Source organism: Cellvibrio sp. KY-GH-1 (assembly GCF_008806975.1).
Classification (GTDB): Bacteria; Pseudomonadota; Gammaproteobacteria; order Pseudomonadales; family Cellvibrionaceae; genus Cellvibrio.
Genome location: NZ_CP031728.1, coordinates 3,676,232 through 3,698,734 on the forward strand (window position 1 = coordinate 3,676,232; position 22,503 = coordinate 3,698,734).

General features: G+C 45.8%; 17 protein-coding genes and 1 tRNA gene. 6 read left to right on the forward strand and 12 right to left on the reverse strand.

Translation table 11 applies throughout. From position 1 onward, the window contains the following. Positions 1-5: 5 nt before the first annotated feature. The 4 genes from D0C16_RS15480 to D0C16_RS15495 form a co-directional block, all read right to left on the reverse strand. On the reverse strand, positions 6-791 hold the full coding sequence (locus tag D0C16_RS15480; RefSeq protein ID WP_151033189.1) for a polysaccharide biosynthesis protein: 786 nt from the start codon (positions 789-791) through the stop codon (positions 6-8). 28 nt (positions 792-819) lie between these two features. Then, a complete protein-coding gene (locus tag D0C16_RS15485; RefSeq protein ID WP_151033190.1) occupies positions 820-2,337 on the reverse strand; it encodes an XrtA system polysaccharide chain length determinant in 1,518 nt (505 codons plus the stop codon). 40 nt (positions 2,338-2,377) lie between these two features. After that, positions 2,378-2,950, reverse strand: a complete 573-nt coding sequence (locus D0C16_RS15490) for an XrtA/PEP-CTERM system exopolysaccharide export protein (RefSeq protein WP_151034952.1) — start codon at positions 2,948-2,950, stop codon at positions 2,378-2,380. Between the two features lie 101 nt (positions 2,951-3,051). Further along, entirely contained in the window at positions 3,052-4,446 is a 1,395-nt protein-coding gene (locus D0C16_RS15495; RefSeq protein ID WP_191968510.1) for a TIGR03013 family XrtA/PEP-CTERM system glycosyltransferase, read from the reverse strand. Between the two features lie 218 nt (positions 4,447-4,664). Between D0C16_RS15495 and tviB the strand changes: the two genes are divergently transcribed. From tviB to D0C16_RS15520, 5 genes are all read left to right on the forward strand, one after another. After that, entirely contained in the window at positions 4,665-5,939 is a 1,275-nt protein-coding gene (gene tviB, locus D0C16_RS15500) for a Vi polysaccharide biosynthesis UDP-N-acetylglucosamine C-6 dehydrogenase TviB (protein ID WP_151033191.1), read from the forward strand. A gap of 18 nt (positions 5,940-5,957) precedes the next feature. After that, entirely contained in the window at positions 5,958-6,965 is a 1,008-nt protein-coding gene (locus D0C16_RS15505) for an NAD-dependent epimerase (RefSeq protein WP_151033192.1), read from the forward strand. A gap of 87 nt (positions 6,966-7,052) precedes the next feature. After that, positions 7,053-7,946 carry an XrtA system polysaccharide deacetylase gene (locus tag D0C16_RS15510; RefSeq protein ID WP_151033193.1) on the forward strand — a complete coding sequence of 298 codons (894 nt, stop codon included), beginning with the start codon at positions 7,053-7,055 and terminating at the stop codon, positions 7,944-7,946. A 210-nt stretch (positions 7,947-8,156) separates the two neighbouring features. Then, positions 8,157-8,233, forward strand: a tRNA-Arg gene (locus tag D0C16_RS15515). 642 nt (positions 8,234-8,875) lie between these two features. Next, complete coding sequence (locus D0C16_RS15520) at positions 8,876-9,328, forward strand: hypothetical protein (RefSeq protein ID WP_151033194.1); 453 nt, start codon at positions 8,876-8,878, stop codon at positions 9,326-9,328. Between the two features lie 640 nt (positions 9,329-9,968). On the opposite strand, the gene D0C16_RS15525 is transcribed toward D0C16_RS15520, so the two are convergent. Next, complete coding sequence (locus D0C16_RS15525; protein WP_151033195.1) at positions 9,969-10,361, reverse strand: hypothetical protein; 393 nt, start codon at positions 10,359-10,361, stop codon at positions 9,969-9,971. A gap of 155 nt (positions 10,362-10,516) precedes the next feature. Further along, positions 10,517-10,885 carry a DUF5329 domain-containing protein gene (locus tag D0C16_RS15530; protein WP_151033196.1) on the reverse strand — a complete coding sequence of 123 codons (369 nt, stop codon included), beginning with the start codon at positions 10,883-10,885 and terminating at the stop codon, positions 10,517-10,519. A gap of 260 nt (positions 10,886-11,145) precedes the next feature. Between D0C16_RS15530 and D0C16_RS15535 the strand changes: the two genes are divergently transcribed. Then, on the forward strand, positions 11,146-12,168 hold the full coding sequence (locus D0C16_RS15535; protein ID WP_151033197.1) for an IS110 family transposase: 1,023 nt from the start codon (positions 11,146-11,148) through the stop codon (positions 12,166-12,168). Between the two features lie 463 nt (positions 12,169-12,631). On the opposite strand, the gene D0C16_RS15540 is transcribed toward D0C16_RS15535, so the two are convergent. The 6 genes from D0C16_RS15540 to cysC form a co-directional block, all read right to left on the reverse strand. Then, positions 12,632-13,033, reverse strand: a complete 402-nt coding sequence (locus D0C16_RS15540) for a hypothetical protein (protein ID WP_151033198.1) — start codon at positions 13,031-13,033, stop codon at positions 12,632-12,634. Positions 13,034-13,951: 918 nt separating this feature from the next. Next, positions 13,952-14,995: an acyltransferase gene (locus tag D0C16_RS15545; RefSeq protein WP_151033199.1), complete on the reverse strand. Its 1,044-nt coding sequence runs from the start codon at positions 14,993-14,995 to the stop codon at positions 13,952-13,954. 59 nt (positions 14,996-15,054) lie between these two features. Further along, positions 15,055-17,601 carry an acyltransferase gene (locus tag D0C16_RS15550; protein WP_151033200.1) on the reverse strand — a complete coding sequence of 849 codons (2,547 nt, stop codon included), beginning with the start codon at positions 17,599-17,601 and terminating at the stop codon, positions 15,055-15,057. Positions 17,602-17,714: 113 nt separating this feature from the next. Continuing rightward, positions 17,715-18,296, reverse strand: coding sequence for a D-sedoheptulose 7-phosphate isomerase (gene gmhA / locus D0C16_RS15555; protein ID WP_151033201.1), 582 nt, complete (start codon positions 18,294-18,296; stop codon positions 17,715-17,717). Between the two features lie 41 nt (positions 18,297-18,337). Continuing rightward, positions 18,338-21,787, reverse strand: a complete 3,450-nt coding sequence (locus D0C16_RS24485; protein WP_225318705.1) for a glycosyltransferase — start codon at positions 21,785-21,787, stop codon at positions 18,338-18,340. 18 nt (positions 21,788-21,805) lie between these two features. Then, positions 21,806-22,441, reverse strand: coding sequence for an adenylyl-sulfate kinase (cysC, locus tag D0C16_RS24490; protein WP_304487119.1), 636 nt, complete (start codon positions 22,439-22,441; stop codon positions 21,806-21,808). Between the last annotated feature and the right edge of the window lie 62 nt (positions 22,442-22,503).

The following is a 22,503-nucleotide window of genomic DNA, read 5'->3' on the forward strand; positions in this document are numbered from 1 at the left end:
CCTTATCAATTATTGAAAACCAAACCTGCAAATTTCTCTTTTCCTACCGCGTCAACCGCCGCTAACACTTCATCGGTAACCGCCTTGCCAAAAGGAACAACCAACAGCGCATGATCGCAATAACGAGCCAGGATCCGCGCTTCCGTTGAATACTGTACCGAAGGAGCATCAAGTACGATAAAACGGTCGGGGTAGCGGGATTTAATTTCCGCAACAAATACTTCCATGCGTTTTGAATTGAAAAACTCTGCTGCTGACTCACTTGAGCCACCCGATGGAATTACGCGCAAACGTTCAATACCACTGGGATAAATAATTTTCTTCAGGGGGACAGTGTAATCATTTAGATACTGCGTCAATCCATCATCTACATCCATTACTACATATTTCTCTGCAGCTTTACTGTAGGGATTGCAATCAACAAACAAGGCGGTTTTATGTTGATCCAACGCAAATGTAGCGGCCAGATTGAAACTAAAATCCGTGGACTCCGCCAAGCCGGCAACAGATGATACCAACACAACGATATTGTCCGATTTACTTCTTTTTAATAAACGTATTCTTACTTCACGATAAGCGTTGAGCACATCCCGCTGACGCATACCCGTGAATACAATTTTCTTTTCGTAAAGCTCGTCTTGGGACCACAGCATGGGCAGCGCCATGTTTTTAATCTGCTCACGCTTGCGATGCTCCATCACGGCGGTTTTAACCAATTGCCCACTGGTTTCCACCAATTCATCGACATCGGCAATCAAGTCATTCAATTTCGTTTGCTTCGCATTATCCATGTTAATTACCCGCTGGCCTCGCAATGAATTAGCTTTTTACAATCTGCCAAAACACCGCGATACCAATGTATGCGGCCATAGATGCAGTGAGAATGATAAGAATCAACAACATGTCTTTTTTAAACAGGCGCTCACCCAATGGCGATTTGTAGTGAGGTATTACGCTGATAAGCTCGATATCTGGAGGTAGCTGACGCTGCAAAGTGCGTGCAGAACGGAAATGTGGATCAAACAATACATAGACGACCAATAATCCCAGAGAAATAATTAAACCGACGACTGGCCCCAAAATAGCAAAATGAATAAAAGTGATCCCTGACGGTTTCAGCGGGAACGATGCTGGCTCCTGGATACGATAGCTAACACCCTGCCCCTCGATATCAAGCGTCATCGACAGCCTTGCTGCCTCTTTTCGCTGCAACATTTCTTCGTACACTTTTTTAGTGACGTTGTAATCGCGCGTCAACTCCGACAACTGCGCCTGATTGGAGGCAATTCGCTGTTGGCGAGCAAATTCCTGCTCTTGCAGACTAATCAGCGACTGCATTCTGCGCTTTTGAGTGCGCAAGTTAACATCGGAGTCTGCTAATTGCTTGCGCAATTCTTCATACAAAGGATTTTGTACCTTGTCAGAATTTCCGAACACTGCTCCCGAAGATTGCATTTTTTCTATCGACGTATCGAGATCAGCAATCTGCGCACGCAACGAAATAATATCCGGATAACTTTCCTGATAACTCAACAGCAATTGTTCCAGTTGAGCATTGAGGGTTGCACGACGTTGGCGCAACTCATCCACTTGCCCCTTAGCTTGTAAATATTGACCTTCACTGCCCAATTGCTGCTGGATGGTATTCATCCGCGCTTGGGTTTCTTCGATGGTAATTTTCAGCAGCTCTATTTCCTGACGTAAACTTGCAACGCGATTACTAACAGACTCTTCGCTGCCATCAGTATTTTGCGCATTAAAGTCTTTTAGCTTTTCTTCAGCCGACTCCAATTGCTTTTTATAAGTCTGCACCTGTGCATCAATAAAATTGTATGCGCCAACACTTTCCTCACGTTTTTTGCGTGCGGTATCCTCAATAAAGACATTAACAATTGAATTCAATACTTCAAAAGAGCGGTCGGGATTATTGGCGCTATAGCTAACGGTGAAATGGTTGTTATTGCGTTCTTTGCGAATCGCGATAGCACCGCGCAACTGGCGAATAACTTTATCCTGTTGCGCTTCATCAGACTGTTTGGACACTAACCCGGCCGCAGTGGCAGCAGCTAACATATTATTGCGGGTATAGATCACCTCCCCTGCCTGTTCGCTGCGATCTATTTTGGTAACCTCTGCACGTCCTTTCAGCAGAGGTTCGATAATATTGGTAACGTCAGCAAATAATACGGCACTGGTGGTATATGTTTTTGGCCAGAGCAAACCAACGCCAAGAAACGCAAACGCCACCCCAATAAACAGCACAACGCACCAATAGCGAAAACGGATTAACTCCGCCCTCAGCGCCACCAACATATCTTTTAGATAAGCTTTATCCATGAAATCTCTCTGACATTATGTCGATTGTTTGCAAAATCTATCAGAAGGCGCGCTCAGGGACACTGACGATATCTGAAGGCTGCAGGGTGTAATTCGTTTCCAGGTCGCCGTCGTTAATAAGATCATCCAACTTGATTTTATATACCTGAACCTGGCCGTTTACATTGCGATACAATTTGGCTTTGTTCGCTGACGCAAAATCGTTGGGGCCACCTGCGATTAACACCAGGTCCAGCACCGTCATACCTTCACGAAATGGAATTGATTGCGGTGATTGGACAGCACCGGTAATACGCACTCTGCGCTGGAAATCAGAGCTGCTGGGATTGGTAACAATTACGGTGACTTGCGGGTTTCTAACATAACTGGAAAGGCTTTTTACAATCACTGCTGACAACTCGGTAGCGGTTGCATCTGCAGCCATAATATCGCCAATCAATGGCATGGAAATTTTTCCATCGGGCCGGACAGGAACGCCAATAGACAATTCAGGATTCCGCCAAACACTAATTTGTAATGAGTCACCCACACCTATCCGATATTCAGGTAAGGTCCCTGCGCCGGTAGTTGCCTCGGGTGCACCAACAGGTTTTGTACTGCTACAAGCAACCAATAAAAAAGCAGCAGCCAGAATAACGAAAACACTACTAATAACTTTTTTCACTCGCTACTCCTTGATATATGTAAGGGACTGAATTACCGAGACTACGAAGATCAGTGAACGCCTTTGCCCAGCAGGATAATTTCGACCGTTTGAATCATGATGAGCATATCCATCAGAAAACTATGGTTCTTGGTGTAATAAAGATCGTATTGGAGCTTGTTCCGGGCATCATCCACTGAAGCACCGTAGGGGTACTTTAATTGTGCCCACCCCATAAGACCCGGCTTCACTTTGTGACGAGTTTCATAGAATGGAATCTGGTTTGCAAGCTCTGTAACAAATTCAGGGCGCTCAGGACGAGGCCCCACAAAACTCATATGGCCGGCCAGTACGTTATATAACTGGGGCAATTCATCCAGGCGAGTATTGCGAATAAAAGAACCGACACGAGTCACTCGTGAATCATTCTTTTTGGCCCAAACAGCACCGTTCTTTTCTGCATCCTGACGCATACTGCGGAATTTATAGATGCGGAAAGACTTACCGTTTAAACCGACCCGAACCTGGTGATACAACACCGGACCCGGGCTATCAAGCCGGACAGCAATGGCCGTTAACAACATAAACGGCCAGAGCACAAGGAAGAATAAAGAAGCCAACACCAAATCAAACAATCGCTTGGCAATTAATCGGCGCTTGGAATACTTGAACCCATCAGAGAATAACATCCAGCTCGGCTGCAGCAGGCTGATGTCTATCTTGCCCAGCTCCCGCTCGCAAAAACTAAGCGAATCACTGGAGACAATGCCCGCTAATTTACAATCCAGAAACTGCCCCAATGGAAATGCATTGCCTGAGCTGCGACGACGCTCGTCCGGTGAAATTACAATTTCCGAAATTTGAGCTTGGCGGGCATAGGCCAGCCAATCGCGTGGCTCTGCAATTACCAGCTTGGGATCAACTTCGATAGATTCATTCTCACTGGGTATGCAACCGACAACGGTAACGCCCAGCACGGACATTTCAGGCGCAAGATCTTCCAGCAATTTTTTGGCTCTGACACCAGCCCCATAAATGACTACACGTCGCTTCAGTTGATCGGTGTCCACCACCTTGAGAAAGATAAAGCGCGTTATAACAACCAAGCCAGTAGCGATTAACACGCCCCAAAATATCAGGGATTGGGGAATCAGTTCTTCACCGAAGATCACCCCTATAATGAATAGACTCAAACTGCCCAGCAGAAAAAAACTGACCAGGGTACGTAACACCATACTGCTAAAGCCCTCGCGTACCAATGCAAGGTAGACGCCCATTGACAGGGTGCAGCAGGACAGCAACACAGAAAAAATGATAATTTGCGGCCAATTGGAAGTAACAACAGGTTGCTCGGCAATAAAAAACTGCGACATCCAGGCTGCAACACCTAGCAAACAGGCCTCAGCCATCCCAAGGAACAAGTAGGGCAAGTGGATATAGTGCTTATTGAGTCGAATGTAAGACAAACCCGATTCCTTCAAGTGAGCAATAATGACGGCCGCATAGTATAGCGACTTTTGTGACAAAAGCTCGACCACTCATGACGTAATTCTGTCAGCTTAACGACAATTCCCGGCATTTCCGAAGAAAATGTCGAGGCTTTGATTCCGACAATCGCAAAATGACACAAAAAATATGGTAATTTAGCGCACCTTTGGATCCCGTTTCGCTAAGGAAACCCCTCATGTTTGCAAGCAATCCCAAACTTTGTGTTATTGGTTTAGGTTACGTCGGCCTGCCGCTCGCTGTGGAGTTCGGAAAAAAAATCGCAACCCTCGGGTTTGATATCAATCAGGCTCGCGTTGATGCATTGCATCAGGGTATCGATAGCACCCTGGAGCTCAATGCCGACGAGCTGCGCCAAGCCAATCATCTCAACTACACTACTGACGAAACGGCAATCAAAGGTTGCGATGTTTATATCGTTACGGTTCCAACCCCCATTAACGACAGCAAACAACCGGATCTAACCCCGCTGGAAAAAGCCTCGGCATTGCTTGGGCGTGTTATCGGCAAAAATGCGATTGTCGTGTTTGAGTCCACCGTATACCCGGGCTGTACCGAAGAAATTTGTGTTCCTATCATCGAAAAAATTTCCGGCTTGAAATTTAATGTCGACTTTTTTGCCGGTTATAGTCCTGAGCGCATTAACCCGGGCGATAAGCACCATCGCGTGCACAACATCACCAAAATTACCTCCGGCTCAACCCCGGACGTTGCTGAATACGTCGATCAACTTTATCGCCGCATCGTTGTCGTTGGCACCCACAAAGCCAGCAGCATTAAAGTTGCCGAAGCCGCTAAAGTTATCGAAAACACCCAGCGCGACATCAACATCGCACTGATTAATGAATTAGCGCTGATTTTTAAACGCCTCGATATAGATACGCTCGAAGTGCTTGAAGCCGCTGGCACCAAATGGAATTTTTTACCCTTCCGTCCGGGCCTGGTAGGCGGCCATTGCATCAGCGTTGACCCTTATTACTTAACGCACAAAGCGCAACAGGTTGGATACAACCCCGAAGTTATTCTGGCCGGGCGCCGCATCAACGATGGCATGGGCACTTTTGTTGCCGAGTCAGTCGTAAAAATGATGACCCAGCGCAAATGCCACGTGGTCGATTCGAACATATTGATCATGGGCCTTACATTTAAAGAAAATTGCCCGGACCTGCGTAACACGCGCGTGATCGACATTATTAATGAGCTGCGCAACTACAACGCCAACGTAGCAGTGTACGACCCCTGGGCAGACAATACGGAAGCGCAGCACGAATACGGGTTGGAATTAATTCAAGAACCTCAGGCGGGCAGCTACGACGCGATCATCCTCTGCGTCGGCCACGACGCTTTCCGCGAGATGGGCGTGAATGCGATTCGCGCACTAGGCAAAGCCAACCACGTGCTCTTCGATGTTAAACATATTTTGCCCAAAGACGCAGTAGACGCTCGACTTTAATTTCCCAAGGATTTATTCATGAAAGTGTTAGTTACCGGAACGGCTGGTTTTATTGGTTCTACGCTGGCAAAACGCTTGCTGGCGCGCGGTGATGAGGTAGTCGGCATCGATAACCTCAACGATTATTACGATGTGCAAATTAAAAAAGATCGCCTTGCCCACCTCACGGCAAATAGCGGCTTTACTGATATTCGCTGTAATCTGGAAGACAAGGCCGCCATCGATAACGCCTTTAAAATTCACAAGCCGGATCGCGTTGTTAACCTTGCTGCGCAAGCCGGCGTGCGCTATTCATTGGAGAATCCGCAGGCTTACATTGATGCAAATATCACCGGCTTTTTAAATATCCTCGAAGGCTGCCGCCACTTCGGCACCGAGAACCTGGTGTACGCCTCAAGCAGCTCCGTGTACGGCGCTAACACCAATATGCCTTTCTCGGTTCACAACAATGTGGATCACCCGGTAAGCCTTTATGCGGCGAGCAAAAAAGCCAATGAGTTGATGGCGCACACCTACAGCCATTTGTTCAACATCCCCACTACTGGCCTGCGCTTTTTTACCGTGTATGGCCCATGGGGTCGTCCTGACATGGCGCTGTTTATTTTCACCAGGAAAATTCTCGCCGGTGAGCCTATCGACGTATTCAACTACGGCAACCACCGCCGCGATTTCACGTACATCGACGATATCGTTGAAGGCGTAATCCGCACGCTGGATCATGTTGCACCGCGCAATCCTGATTGGAGCGGCGACAAGCCAGATCCAGCGACCTCAAAAGCGCCTTTCCGCATCTACAACATCGGCTCCAATAACCCCGTTGAATTGTTGCGCTATATCGAAGTACTGGAAAACTGCCTGGGCAAAAAAGCCATCAAAAACCTGCTGCCTCTGCAAGCCGGTGATGTGCCTGACACCTACGCCAACGTGGACGCACTTATTGAAGACGTGGATTACAAACCGAGCACGCCTATTGAAGTGGGTGTTGAAAGCTTTGTGAAATGGTATCGCGATTATTATAAAGTTTAAGCCAGCAGCACCAGACGATTTGCTCATGACGGCATCGCAAGATGCCGTTTTGTTTTAAACCGCCCATTTGAGCCAGCGAGTAGTGCAATGACCCAAGCCCCCATCACCCATGCCATGACCGTGGATGTTGAAGACTATTATCACGTGGCCGCCTTTGCCAATGTGATCAAGCCGGAAGACTGGCCGCAATGGCCGTCACGGGTAGAAGCCAATACCGAAAAACTCTTGCAGCTGTTCGATGATGCCAATATCAAAATTACATTTTTTATATTGGGCTGGGTGGCAGAGCGCTATCCGCAGCTGGTCAAAAAAATTCACGCCCAGGGGCATGAAATTGCATCGCACGGCTACAGCCACCAGTTAATTTACAAACAAACACCGCAGATATTTCGCGCCGAAACCGCCAAGTCCAAGCAAATTCTGGAAGAGCTGGCGCAAACACCAGTAACCGGTTATCGCGCCGCCTCCTATTCCATTACCCGCAAATCCTTATGGGCGCTGGATATTCTGGCCGAACTCGGTTTCACTTGGGACTCCAGCATCTTCCCCACCCGCCACGACAATTACGGCATCCCCGGCAGCCCGGAAGAGCCCTATCGCATCATTACCAATAGCGGCACCCCGCTGCTGGAGTTTCCACTCACGACGGCAAAAGTATTAGGCCAATCGGTGCCTGCTGCTGGTGGTGGCTATTTCCGTCAATACCCTTACGCACTGTCGCGCTGGCTGTTTAAACGCGCCAGCAACAACGAATCCAAGCCACAAATTTTTTACCTGCACCCCTGGGAAATAGACCCGGACCAACCGCGCGTCCCTAACGCCAGCTGGTTCAGCAACTTCCGCCATTACACCAACCTCAAGCGCTGCCTGCCGCGCCTGGAAAACATGATCAACGATTTCCCCTTCGGCACCATGAGCCAAAGCCTGGGTTCGACCCAAATCACGCGGGAACTGAACATCAAGGAATTAGCAGGAAATTAATTTCAAAATCGCCGGTGGACGATCACCGGCAAGATCAGTAAAATCGCGGGCCTTGCGCAACCCGCGCAAGCTTTCGCGTTATGCACCTGTAGCTCAGTTGGGTGAGCCAAGCGTTTACAAAGCGCAGCTTTGTGCGCAGGCGAACGCCAAACAAGAATTGTTTGGCAGGACTTGAGCAACGCGAAAGGAGTAGCGCGCAATTTTAAATATGCACCTGTAGCTCAGTTGGATAGAGTAGCGGTTTCCGAAGCCGTTGGTCGCTGGTTCGAATCCAGTCAGGTGCGCCACTTCCCTCCCCACACATCACGCAACCGCGACATAGAAAGCTCCCCTGCGTGCAGATGCAAAAGTTAAAATGGTTAATTCACCAGACCCCGCAAAAGCGATAAATTTTTCATCGTCTTGGTCGGCAAGCAGCACTACGTTTTTACAATACCTTATATGACCAGCGCGCACCTAGAAGTTAACACCGTGCTCAGCCGCAGTTTGTAAGTTTATTTTTTGTGGAAACCTTTTACGTCGCAAAACCCAAAAAAACAACTTAAAAACTGTCGAGCGCACAAAGTACGTTGAGCGACTTGCTAAATTTTTAGTCTGCACATATACCTCTCTGTACAATTCCAAATTCTACATTTGCCCAGCAGCCACAGGGATTATTCGAAGACGAACAGCGTCCTAGCGCGAAGACACTATTTGATTTTTCCATTGGCGTTCGACATTCCCCATTACACTGCGCTCCACTAATACAGGGTTGACCTGCATCGCTGTATTCAACAATGCACATTTGGTTTCCGCTCAAACAAACGGAATTCATATTGCCTCCAATTGCAGTGCAGGCTTGCTCTGTTTTAATTCTCGAGATTTCATTCAGAACGGCTACTTTATCTGACGTAACTACCCACTGCTGCATAGCGAAGATCATCAGAAAAATGATGAAGAATGTAGAAATATTTCGAATCATGGTGGTAGATTTAATGTTAGGCGCAGCCGCAGTTTGTAAGTTGTCGTTCTATGGATTACTTTTGCGCAGCAAAACCATAAAACCGCAGTCTAAAAACTGTCCAGTATACGAAGCGTGCGAGCTACAACTTGTTAGTAAGCAGGGAGGGCACACTTTAATTATAGAGAAAAACACCGAACACAAAACTATGGTGGTCTTTGAAAACCAAAAAAATCAAATTTACTTCAGAATAACTTTATGTTTTAGCTTTAATGCTAAGTTGAAAATTCGCCCAATAAGAAACCAAATGATTGCATTTAGGATTATGTTTCCAGCAGTTACCAATGCTCCGATAGCCGTAAGCGAAAGACCTTTATTCCAAAAAACATTTTCAATGTGTTCAGCTAAGAAAAAATATCCAGGCGAAAAAACTATAAATTGAGTGCTCCAAAAAAATATGCCAAGCTCTGATTTAATAAACCCACAAATAGCCCAAGAAACAACCGCAAACAGCTGAACGAAAAGAAATATTTTCCAGTATATAGATAACCTTGGCATTTTTGATTGCCCTAACGTTAAGCTCAGCCGCAGTTTGTAAGTTGGTTTTTTGTGGAATACTTTTGCGGAGCAAAACCACAAAAAGGTGACTTACAAACTGTCGAGTGCGCGAAGCGCACTATGCCGGAGCGACTTGTTAGAAATATTTCCAATTTTATATGCATGTTAGCTAACTTTATTTTATTAAAATGATACTGATAAATAGAAACCAGTATAACTATTCTCTGAGCTTATAGTGCTGATGTTTATGAATTAAGTAGAGCCATACAACAGCCAATATAAATATTAGTGTAAAAATAGAATAGCCTAGATTACTTTTAGCATTAAACCCAAAAAATCCGGAAAGAGAAATGAAACAAACTCCAAACATAACCATTATTTCAAAAATTGTTTCTAGCTTAAACTTTACCAGCTCCAGTTCTGAGCTGCAGGTGTTACAAAAATATTTTGATTCCCTTTGATTTAATATTCCACTTCGAACGTTTGACGTCTCGATTCTTGGCCCGCGCCAAGAAATCCTGGCTTTACAGTAAGGACAATAGTCGCTCATATTTTCCCTTTCTAACGTTCGGTTCAACCGCAGTTTGTAAGCGCGAAGCGCTGTAGCGGCGTTGCAACCGCTTGTTAGGAGCCTTTCTATTTAAGCTTCTCCCCGCAGTTTTTGCATTCTTTATATTCCATCCATTCCCAGCATTTTCTTTGCAAGAGGGACACTTTAGGTTCTTTACTAATAAGAATGCAAAAGGTAATGCGGCAACTTGTAGCACACTTGCGATGATGTCTACTCGAATAGTGAAAATATAGGAGCTTTCATAAAAATAACGCAATAGCATCGCCGATATGAGCAAACCGATGAGGATGGCTGAGTAGATAATTCTCTTTTTCGTTTGTTTTGCAAAAACTTCGATATTGCTCATTTCCATTCCTAACGCCTAGCTCAACTGTGGTTTGTGTGGGGTGTTTTTTTGGCATAAAATGAGCGAAGTGAATGCCAAATAAATGCCTCGCACAAACCATCAGTTGGAGCGAATTGTTAAAATTTATTTATAGCCATTTTGACAAAAAACGTTTGTTAGCGACTATGGCTATTCCGATATTTCTTAAGCTCAGCTGTAAACCATAGCGAACTTAGGACTACTTCTTTCTCTGCACATTTAACCTGATAGGGCTTGCCGGACATACTACTTTCGGAGGCTGCCTTCTGAATAAATGCTTCAGAAGATGTAAGCATTCCCTTCCCTACCAGATAGTCATATTTCTTTCTTAGATGATTTACTGCCTCTGATGAGCCGTACCAAGTACCATTCCGATTAAATTCACAACCTGAGTCTTTCAAATAATTAAACAAATGCTCTATTTCTTGCTTAGTTGATAAATCTAAATCTTCTGCATGAGTGGCAAAGCAGAGGGACAGCAAAACCAGACTTAAAATATGCTTCATTTTTGCTTTTCTTCAAGTGAATTTGGTTTTGTCTCTGCAGGCTTGTCTTTATGAAATGGATTACAAGGTGCAAAGCAAGGGCCACAACATGCCGTAAGAAAGGCAGAAAATATAGACAAAACCAATACATTTTTAAACTTAGTGTAAATATTCAAATTCTCGTACTCATTAATGAATGATATGAACTCCCCCTCTTAACACGCAGCCCTGTGCCGGCGTAAATTATCGGTGATGTCACAACCTCCAGAGGAGCGATTTCCATGAATCTTACAACACTCGGTATTGATTTGGCGAAAACTTCTTTTAGCCTGGTCGGCATGGATCAGCACGGCAAGGTCGTATTACGCAAAACGCTCAGTCGAGCCAAACTGCTGCCGTTTATTGCACAGTGCCCGACCTGCTTGATTGGTATGGAAGCCTGTAGTGGCGCACACTATTGGGCGCGGGAATTTACCAAACTGGGTCACAAGGTTGGCATTATCGCCAGCAAATTTATCGCCCCCTTTCGCAAAGGCGGCAAGAATGACAACAACGACGCCGAAGCCATTTGTGAAGCCGTTGGTCGTGCGAACATTTGGTTTGTCCCGATCAAAACCGCCGAACAACAAGCACAACTTTGTGTACATCGGGTTCGCCAGGGCTTGGTTTCCGAGCGAACGGCACTGATTAATCAATTGCGCGGATTGTTGAGCGAGTTCGGCATCGTCATGCCCAAGGGGCGCTATCCCGCACAACGGGAAATTCCACTTATTTTGGAAGATGCCAACAACGGTTTACCCATGCTCGCACGGCAAATGATTAGTAATCTGTGGGATCGCATCAAAATCGCCAACGAACAAGTCCTGTTTTATGACCGCGAACTTCACAAGCAAGCGCATCATCATCCGGTTGCAAAACGGTTGCTCACCATCCCGGGCGTAGGCGAGCAAGTTGCATCCGCCGTTGTTGCAAGCGTACCAGATCCATCGTTGTTTAAAGATTCCCGCCAGTTTGCAGCATGGTTCGGATTGGTTCCCAGGCAACACACAACCGGTGGAAATGTACGGTTAGGCCGCATTACCAAACAAGGAGATCGCTACCTGCGAATGTGTTTGGTGCACGGCGCACGTTCGGTGCTTGCCAACCTGAAAGACAAGCAAGATAAAATCAGTTGCTGGGCGCGCGAATTAATTGCACGGCGAGGCTATCTGCGTGCGGTAGTCGCAATGGCAGCAAGAAACGCACGACTTATTTGGACGCTGATGGTTAAGCAGGAAGATTACAAAGTCATAGCGGCCAATTAAAACAACCGCAAAGAAAATCAAAAACTATCGAGAGTGATTAGAAATGAAAAAGCGACAGCAAAAGCAGTAATCAGTAAAGGTTAAAACGAGTTAAGTGCTATTCATCACCGAAGAGTGAATAGCAACCCACCGAGTCCTGCGACGGTAGCAGATGACAATCAGGTCAGACCGGGGGAGCCAAAGCCTGTTTATCGCGGTGATCATCAAGATCGTCTAACGAATGAGGCAGCTCCCAGCGAATACTCATCTTGGTTCAGGCAATTTTATTTGCCACAAGTAAACCGAATGTAGACATGCAGTCTATATCTGAACGTCAAAAGCAGCCTTAGCTTGACACTTAGGGGAGTTCATGTAGTTGCGATAAACGGTGGTTTTTAAGTTGCATTTTTGCTATAAAATGGAGCGAAGCGGAATGGAAAAAAATGCAACTTAAAAATCATCCGTTTGATTGCTTTGTTAGGCATTAATTCAACCAAGTTGACTTTAATAACTTCAAAACACCATACATGCCGATTGCACTAGGTACTAAAAGCACCACACCTTGCCAAAGACCCAAACTAGTAGTTTCATTAAATAAAACGTAAGTCACACTCCGAATTCCATACCCTGCAACACCAAACAGTAACAAAAAAGCAGTGCAAGCGATTAATTTAGCGAATACTTTAAAAAAAGTGGTTTCCGAATAATGCGCAGCTAAAGTGAAAACAAGCAAACATACGGGAACAATAATTTTGAAACGAAAGGAGATTTCGCCGGATGCATAAATTTCACTAACAATCTGCAAAATACTAAGTGCAAGCATGCCACATGAGAATATGGAACCTAAAACTAAAAACACTCTTAAAAATTCTTTATTGATTTTCAATTTCCCTGCCTAACAGTTTATTAAATTGCACCAACTATATAACCCGCGGAAAGCTATTCCAACCAATTTGTTATTGCGCTGTATAACTCCAAAAAATGGACTAGCTATCATTCGATTTAATCCATGCTAAACAACAGGTTACCTATCATTCCTAATTAATTACGGAGTTATACGGCACAATTAGTCCTAATTAGTTACCGAGTTGTTGACCGGCAGCACGCTTTTGGTACTAAGCGGTTAGCAACACCACCAGCCCTTTATCAAAAAAACTAAACGGGAATTCAATGTAGCTGCACTAGTTCCCCTGGCTCACTCAAAACCCAATCCGCCATCCCAAATATTTTTTCTCATTGCAATCCATCCCTCTGCATGCGCTAACCGATTGCAGTTCCTCGCGCGCGGTCAGACCCCCGCCCCGCCCGCGCTCTTTATGTGTGGGTTTTAATGCGCACTCTTGCAGCGGTCAAAGCCGCACAGTGCTAGGGCTGGGCCATAGGAAAACGCTTGCAAAAAATTATGCAGATTTATTCAAATTTCATTAGGGCTGATGCAAGGATTTGCACGGGGGTGGAACATAAACAGCGGAAAAAATCACAGTCATCCGGTGAGGGGGTTCCATGGTGTGCCTAGCAAAGCCAAAGTGATCTCAAGCGTTCTACTTAGGGCAGGATAGCCCACATTTTGGGGGGTGTGAATAACAGCATATTTCAGGTTTTTGGCAGGGTATGGCGAAAACCGGGGTTTTTAAAAACCCCTATTTTTATAGATTAAAACGAAAAACGCGGTTTTGTGTATGCCATTTGTATATTTTGGCACTTAGAACAGTGTTATTTTTCTTTTAAATCAATATGTTACCTTCCAGTTCTAATCCATTCAGGGCCACTTTTCTCTTGAAAGCACAAAGCCCTTGCACGCTGCTTAGCTCTGATTAGCAAATCGATTTTTTGCCCATGACAAGGCCGGGCGCTCCACGCAATACCAGGATAAGTACCCTACGGGCAGAGCAATTAATACCGCGCCCCATTGATTCACGATAAGACTCTGATTGGGTAACAACTGGGCGACCAGATGCTGAATGACGAAGCCGTAAATATAAATTCCGTAGGATGGATCACCCGGAATTTTTAAATAGCGATTAACGGTTCCTGTACTGCCGAGATAAAGGCAAACGTAGAAGAACACACAATAAAAGCAGAGCATCTGTAACGGCGAAGACCAGAGTAATGCCAGCGCGATTGCCCCCAGAGCAACGCCTTTCGCGTTAATTGCTATCTGTTGCTGATAAAGCGCAAAAAAAGTCCCTATGCAAAAGCAACCACCGAGCATAAGCGCATCGTTAAATGCAGCAAAATAATTAAGCACAAGCGGATTTTCAATGAGAAATACGCCGATGGGAACCAACAACAAAAGCGACGCAAGACGTTTGCTATAGCGCATAGCCGTTACCGAATAAGCAGCCAACGAAATGTAGCAGAGGACTTCTATCGGTAAGGTCCACAGCGAACCATTAACGACGGAAGTATTGGCGTTTTCAAATACACCGGGCAAGTTCCATTGCAGGGAAAATAATAGCGAATTACGTAACAGATAGTTCCAGGTTTGCGGGTGTTGCAAATAGGCAGATGTTTTCAGGCTGGTAAGCACCATGCCTACAACAAAAACGCTAACCAACAAACAGACAATTAAACCGGGGAATATTCGCGCGGCGCGTTTTACGAGGAAGGGTTTAATAGCGGGGCGCAACAACAGGCTTTGGGTAACCAATAATCCACTTAGCATGAAAAAGAATTTTACTGCCAGTGAGCCCGAATAATCAAAACGCAGCATATCGTACACGAAATCCTGCGTTGCTTGATTCGGTACGAATAGCGGCGCATGGCCATAGATAACCAGTACAGCAGCGATCACTCGAAATAAATCGAGATTATTATTACGGGATTGTAACAACTCACCAAGGTACATGGGCAGTCACACCACAATAAAAAAATAATTTGGGCATGACATCTACGCGCCCACCCCGATTAGTTTTTCGTTTTTATCGCCACCAACTTGCCTTGCTCATCAAATTGCCATTCCTGGTCATAAGCCCATTTGTCTTTGTCGGCCTCTGCAATAAACTGAACCAGATCAACCTTGGTGCCAACGTTGGTGGGAAACTCTTTAGGCACTACGAACACATAATTCGCCTTGCCACCATTTGGAAATGAACGAATAGACGGTGCAAAACCAAACGGATGAAATGGGCTGGTAATACCTGTAACCAGCACAGTTATTGGCTGTTCGGTATCCTTCAACTGGCTTGTGGCCTGATTGAATCCGGCGAGCATGTTCTTCTGAACCTGCTCCATGGCCAACACCCAGGTGTTACGCGTGCCGTGATATTTTTTTATGCTGGTAAGCGGACTGAACGCCACCAATACTAAAAGCACAATTAACATCGGCTTGAAGCTGATTTTGTCCTGAACCATTTTCAACACAAAGAACAGCAACAGGAAAGCTATATAAAGGCCGTTAAACGAATAACCTTCAAAGTGATGATTGGGCAATAGTGCGTTAGGTATCCATGCCAACAATGCGAACGCAATGCACAGGCCCGCACCCAAGGTCAGCAATTTGTCTTTATAGGTTTTGTGTATTTGAAAAATAATTAACGCAAATGCCAGTATCAGCGCGGGAGTAATACCTTCACTGGAATAGCGAGCTAGCTCTTTCAATACACTGAAAGGATCAATACTAATTTGGTAGCTTGAACCTGCTTCTGCTTCCAGGTTAACAAACACGGATTTGGTTTTGAAATTAACCAATGCCGAAACCACACCCGCGATGAACACGGCCACACCCGGTGCCAGCGCCCGCAATGGCTGCTGTTTGATGTAGTAAATAAACCAGCAGAAATAAATAAACCCAAAGGCCAGAATATAGGTTTCTTTTACAAGGAAGGCGCACGCACTGGCGATGAATAGTAAAACACTGGCCAACACCAAGTAGCGTTCTGACAACAAGAAAAATACCAAGCTGCCCGACAGCAACAGCAAATACGAAAGCTGCGAGCCTATATCCTGCGAATAGAACGTATAGAAATACGGTTGGGTAAACAGCAGAAAACAGTAGAGCGCAAAACAAAGGACAAAGTTTCTATCGACAGTCAGCTTTAACCAGTGTTTAGCCAACAGCGCACTCAATGCCGCATTTAAAAACACTATGCCCACAACCCAGGCGACGCTCCCCGGATGACCAAAATAGCCGGTGAATTTGTAAAACCACATAAACAGTGGGCGCGGCCAATGCAATAAATTAGCAAAGCTGTAGCCATCGCCCGGTCCATAGGCAAACGAGGCGGGAATATAAAAATCGGAATGATGAAATGCCAGGGGGCTGTAATGACCCGGGAAGATAAAATACAGAGATAAAAAATGCATCGCCCAGGCGAGCAACACCAAACCGAAAATAATCAGCAGATGCTTGCCACTGACTCGAGTGAAAATCCTGGTAGTTTTTTCCGTCATTACAGCTCCCAAGCTTGTAAGTTGATCTTTATCAGACAGTATTTTTCTCACCCAATGCATCGCCGGTTTTTCCACCCACAACCAGGAGGCAACCCCCAACCCCAAAGCAATGATTGCCGCAACCAGCTGGTTAAAAATAATTCCCTTGCCAGGCAACCAATGGGCCAACACTTGTTGCACCACGAAACCATAAATGTATACACCGTAAGATGGATCTACCGGTATTTTTAACTTTTCAACTACAAAGGGTAAGGAACCGATATAAAGGCAGGCATAAAAAAAACAGAGGTAAAATACGAAAACCTTAACGCTGGTTCCCCAAAGTAAGGCGGCCAGAATTGTTAACGACAATAAACCCGTCTTATTGATTGAAATCATTTGTTGATTGGTCGCAAAGAGCGCACCCAACGCGAAACAACCCGGCAACAGGTGCGATTCTTTATTGTTGCTCCAGTAACCCGGTAAATATTCCGGGACAAAAAATGACAGCGCAATAATGACCAGCAAGACCACATTGGCCAACCGCTGCGTGCGCCAAATGCCAACACCAAAAAATGCTGCCAAAAACAAATAGCAGGTAACCTCGAGCGGCAAGGTCCAAATAGACCCGTTTACTCCGTGTTTACTGTCGGAAAAAACGCCAGGCAAGTGCCATTCGATTTGATAGAGAAATGTATTGTTAATTAAATATTTCCAGCTTTGCGGATGAGATAAATATTCAACAATACTTAATTGCGTAAATAGCGGCCCCACCACCAAAACGGTAAGGATCAAGCAAACAATTAGCCCAGGAAAAATGCGTGCTGCCCGCTTTATTAGAAACTCCTCGACCTTGGGTTTAGTCAATAAGCTGGCTGTCACCAAAAAGCCGCTCAATAGGAAAAAGAACTTTACCGCCAGCGAGCCGGAATATTCAAATCCCAGCAAGCGCGCCACTACATCCGTATTCGGCGCGCCGGGTACAAACGCCCAGGCATGACCGTATATGACCATCAAGGCCGCGACTAAGCGAAACAAATCGAAGTTGTTTTTCTTGGGGTTTAGCAGTTCGCTGACCAGCATTGGTAAAATTCCGTTTGTTATTTAGCGCGCGCGAATAAATTCAGGTATTGCAGAGGCTGCTTCACGCAAGCCTAAACCAAATCCGCCGGAAAGAATAATTGCGTCATACACCATCATTTTCTCGGAAACATCGCCGCTTCAACCAGACCGCAAATAATATGGCCAACCGCAATATGGCCTTCCTGAATTTTCGGTGTTTCGCTTGATGGCATACGCAAGACCATATTGCACATATCTGCCATTTTCCCACCCGTATTACCTGTGAACCCTATGGTCGTTAAATTCAGTTTTTGCGCTTCTTCAAACGCGGCAATGATATTCGCGGAGTTACCTGAGGTAGAAATGCCAATAAAGACATCGCCCTCCCGCCCTAAGGCTTGGACTTGCCGGGAAAACAAATGCTCATAGCCATAATCATTGCTAATCGAAGTAATAACTGAAGTATCCGTGGTTAACGCAATCGCCGGAAGACCCGGCCGGTCGTAGTGAAAACGACAAACAAATTCTGCCGCCAAATGTTGTGCATCCGCAGCCGAACCGCCGTTTCCAGCCAGCAAGAGCTTGCCGCCATTTTGCAAGGTATTGACTATTGTTTCGGCTGCACGCTGAATCGAATCAATTAAATTATCATCGCGTTGAATCGCCTCGACCATTTGCACAAGCTTTACCAGCTCTCGCTGTATTTCATTACGCATAGAATTCCTATAATGATGTTGAGCTAATAAAAATGCTGCATTCAAACTTGAAATGCGCGCTTTAAGGATTCCTGCATTGTTTGTTCAGAGAAGTGTTGCTGGACGTAACTATTTCCGTTTGTGGAAGTCTTCGTCCACGCGTTATCTTCTCGCAGCAATTCCACTACGGCACGCGCAAATTGTTCGGCGTCACTGGTTACCGGGATGAGTGACTCAACATCCGGTAAACCTTGCGCACCCACTTCGGTAGTGACCAATGGCACACCATAAGCCATAGCTTCCACTACTTTATTTTTTACACCTGCACCAAAGCGCAGCGGTACTACAGCAACGCGCGCTTCCGCGTAATGTGCAGCCAATTCTGCATCAGTGACGTACCCTGTTACGTGAACAGACGGCCCATTCAGGCTCTTTACTTGCTCAGTCGGACGTGAGCCTATTAGATACAGTGACACCCTTGGGCACTGCAGCTTTATCTTGGGGAAAATTTCATTCACAAACCATAGCGCTGCATCCGTGTTCGGAGGATGACCAAACCCCGCGACAAAAATAATTTTATTGCCATCCACCGCAGAACGATTCGCGTAATTGTCCAGTTGATCATATACATAGGGACAAACGGCCGACGCATTTATTGTTGGATCAATTTTTTTAACCGTCTCGGCTTCTTCTTGCGACGGATAAAGCACAACATCCATTTTCTGCCAAACTGAACATTCAAGTTTGAAGTAATGATCAATTTCCCTTTTTAAGGCTGCGCCAGGATTTAATTCAAATTCTCGTTGGAGTCTTTCAAAATGTAAATCGTGTCCGTAAAAAATGCGACGAACACGTGGAAAGGCCTGCAAATCATCAATATAGTTAATCGCCACGTGCGGACGGTTTATCAGCACCGCTGTCACTGCACCGCCAGTCGCGGCCAACCACTCTTTAAATTTCCCGACATACTCCGAACCATAGATAACTTCTATACCCATTTGTTGCAAACGCGGAGTGTAATCGGGATCGTACCAAAGATTATCGGGCCAAAATTTAATGTTAAAACCCATTTTTTGCAGGCCGGCAATTATCGCCATGGTCGATCGCGAACCCGCATCACGATCTGGCTGGGGAACATAGTGATCAATAACCACCACGCTTGGCTTGGACCAGCTTCGGTCTCTGGCAGAAAACACAGACTCCGCATTATTAAAATGTTCAACCAATGTGGACTTCCATTTTTCAAAAAACTTTTTTTGGTTTACGACTTGATACGCTTTTATTCCTGACGCTGTATCAGTGCCGTTTGATACACCCTCATAGTGAATAATTACCGACGCTGGTTGGTAGTACACTTTTTTACCCGCCGCCCTTACCTTAAATGCGAGATCGGTATCTTCATAGTATGCTGGCAAATAGAGCTCATCGAACGTTCCCAACTCAGCAAAGAAATTCTTTTCAAATAATAGCGAGGCGCCAGAACAGTAATCCGCCTCCTTGACATAGTTATATTCCGGCTGTTGCGGGTTTTGCAATCGTCCGAAATTCCACGCAGAACCATCCTTCCACAAAATGCCGCCCGCCTCTTGCAAGCGACCATCGGGATACACCAACTTTGACCCCACCATGCCGCAATCGGCGCGCGTAGCAAAAATCGCCAGCATTGAATCCAACCAGCCTTCGGTCACTTCGGTATCGTTATTTAATAAATATACGTACTCGCCTTTGGCAAAAGACACGGCGCGATTGCACGAACGCAAAAAGCCCAAATTGTGGGGATGCACTTCATACCGCAGGCCTTGTACTTGCTGGAGGAAATGTATTTCATGATCGGGCGAACAGTCTTCCACTACTATAACTTCAATTGGCGCTTGCGGCGCATGACGGGCAATAGAGGCCAGACAGGTGAGCGTCATAGGTAAATTGCCATAGCTTGGAATGATTACCGACACTAAAGGCTGCGTTGATGAAGGCATTACCAGTGACACCAATGTGGATTGAATATCCTCGCGCGCAATGAGCCCCCGGCTAGTCGCTAATGGCTCACCGGGTTTACCTTGTCTACGCCACATTTCATAGTGCACGACACCCTCAAATAGCGGGCCTGCAACGCGATAAACGCAACCCGCCAATATATTTTTCACGCGCGGGCTTAATGGCAAACGCTTATTAATGTTGCGCGCAACACGCTGCAAGCGCGGCTTGAGCGATGCAAGCAGAATGTCCTTTTCTCCCCGCACAATGCGCCCCATCACTCGCAGCGGCAAAGTAATCTTCCAGGAACGGGAGTTAGTGACTTGCTCGAAGTTTTGTCGAGATTCGGCTAATTGTTGTTGTAAGCTGCGATTGGCTTCGCGCTCGATTTCGTATTCACGATCACGTACATCCAGCTTTTCCCTGGTGTCTTGTACCAATGCAGTAGTAACTTGCAACTCGCTACTTAACTGTTCGATATTTTGTCGTGCTATCTCTATATCTGCACATAGTTGCTGCTCCTTGTAACGGGCATCCCCGAGTAATTTATCGAGGTCCAATGCCCATTGTGTGCGCTCATCTAATTGCTGCTCTAGCGATATTGCCCACTGGGTACGCTCTTCTACCCATTGTTTCAGCTGTTCAATATTTTCATGGGCATAAACATAGTCGATGGTTGAATTTTCAATTTCATCCAGTAGCAAAAACTCTTGTGTTAGCGTTTCACGGCGTTGCTCATAGAGTTGATTCAATTGCACCAGCGCTGATTGTGATTCGGCACCCGGCAATAAGCAGCAAAGGTCGTATGCAGTTATTACGTCAGCTGTGCATGCTTTGTCTGACAGCAAATCTGCGCGGGTAAAAATACTATGACGCAATTCAGAATCGAGAAAGCTATTGGCGAAATCCGCAATTTTTTTCGCATCTGCTGTTAGGTTAACGTGCTGCGCAAGCTGCTGCAGCACAGCCTCTGGGGTTTCCATCAACTGGTCGTAATCCAGTGCAATGACCGGCAACTGTTGTAACTCTTGCGCAAGCGCCAGGTTGTAACTCAACCAAACCAGGTACCCTTTACGGATTGGGGTTTTGTTTCGCTTCAATAAGGATTGGGCAACGCTCAGGGGATGGCGCAAGCACCAAACATAATGCACATTAATATCCATATCGCAGAATACGCGCTTCCAGAATTTAAATAATTTGGAAACACGCGGGTCCTTAAAGCCGAACACATCCACATCTTGCATTTTTTCTTGCAATAATTGTTTCGCTTTGACCAAATATCCGGCGGAGATTAACTGCTCTACATCACTATCCGTTACCAATGACAAACTAAACCAATGCTGTCCAATCACGGACAACATCTCAATGTTTAAATCATTGATTGCTTTATCTTCAAAAAAACCTTTTGGATTATCTTTACCGGCAGGCAACAAATCATCGCCCAGGGCGGCCCCCAGGCTTGCCAATGCGTTCATCACTGCACTGGTACCGCTGCGGTGCATCCCCAGTACTACTATTAATTTTTTCGAGTTTTCCACAATCAATCTCTTCGCCAATCAAACTACCGGGTTTATGTTCAGCACGCTGCGAATAATTTCTTCCACACAAGTTTCGGCACTCATTAGGCAGGTATCCAAACGCAACTCTGGTTGCGTGGGACGCTCATAAGCACTATCAATGCCGGTGAAATTTTTTAACTCACCACGACGTGCTTTTGCGTAGAGACCCTTAACATCGCGCTTTTCGCATTCGGCGAGCGGTGCATCGATAAACACCTCAACAAATTCTCCGGTGGGAAACAGTTGTCGCGCCATCTGCCGGTCGGCCTGAAATGGCGAGATAAAAGAAGCGATGACAATTAGCCCGGCGTCCACCATCAATTTTGCCACTTCCGCCACGCGACGAATATTTTCCACTCGATCCACTTCGGTAAACCCCAGATCGCGATTTAAACCATGGCGAATATTATCGCCATCGAGCAAGTAGGTGTGCCGGCCCGCTTCAAATAAGCGCTTCTCCAACAAATTAGCAATGGTGGATTTGCCAGAGCCCGATAAACCGGTAAACCAAAGACAAACCGGTTGTTGGTGTTTCTGTTGAGCGCGCGCAGTTTTATCAATGCTCAATTGCTGCCAGCGAATATTGGTCGCACGCCTGAGTGGAAATTCAATCCAGGCATTGGCAACCAGCATTTGATTTTCAGCATCCACTATTTGCGCACTGTTTTGTAAGGTCAAATCAACATCCAGCGCTT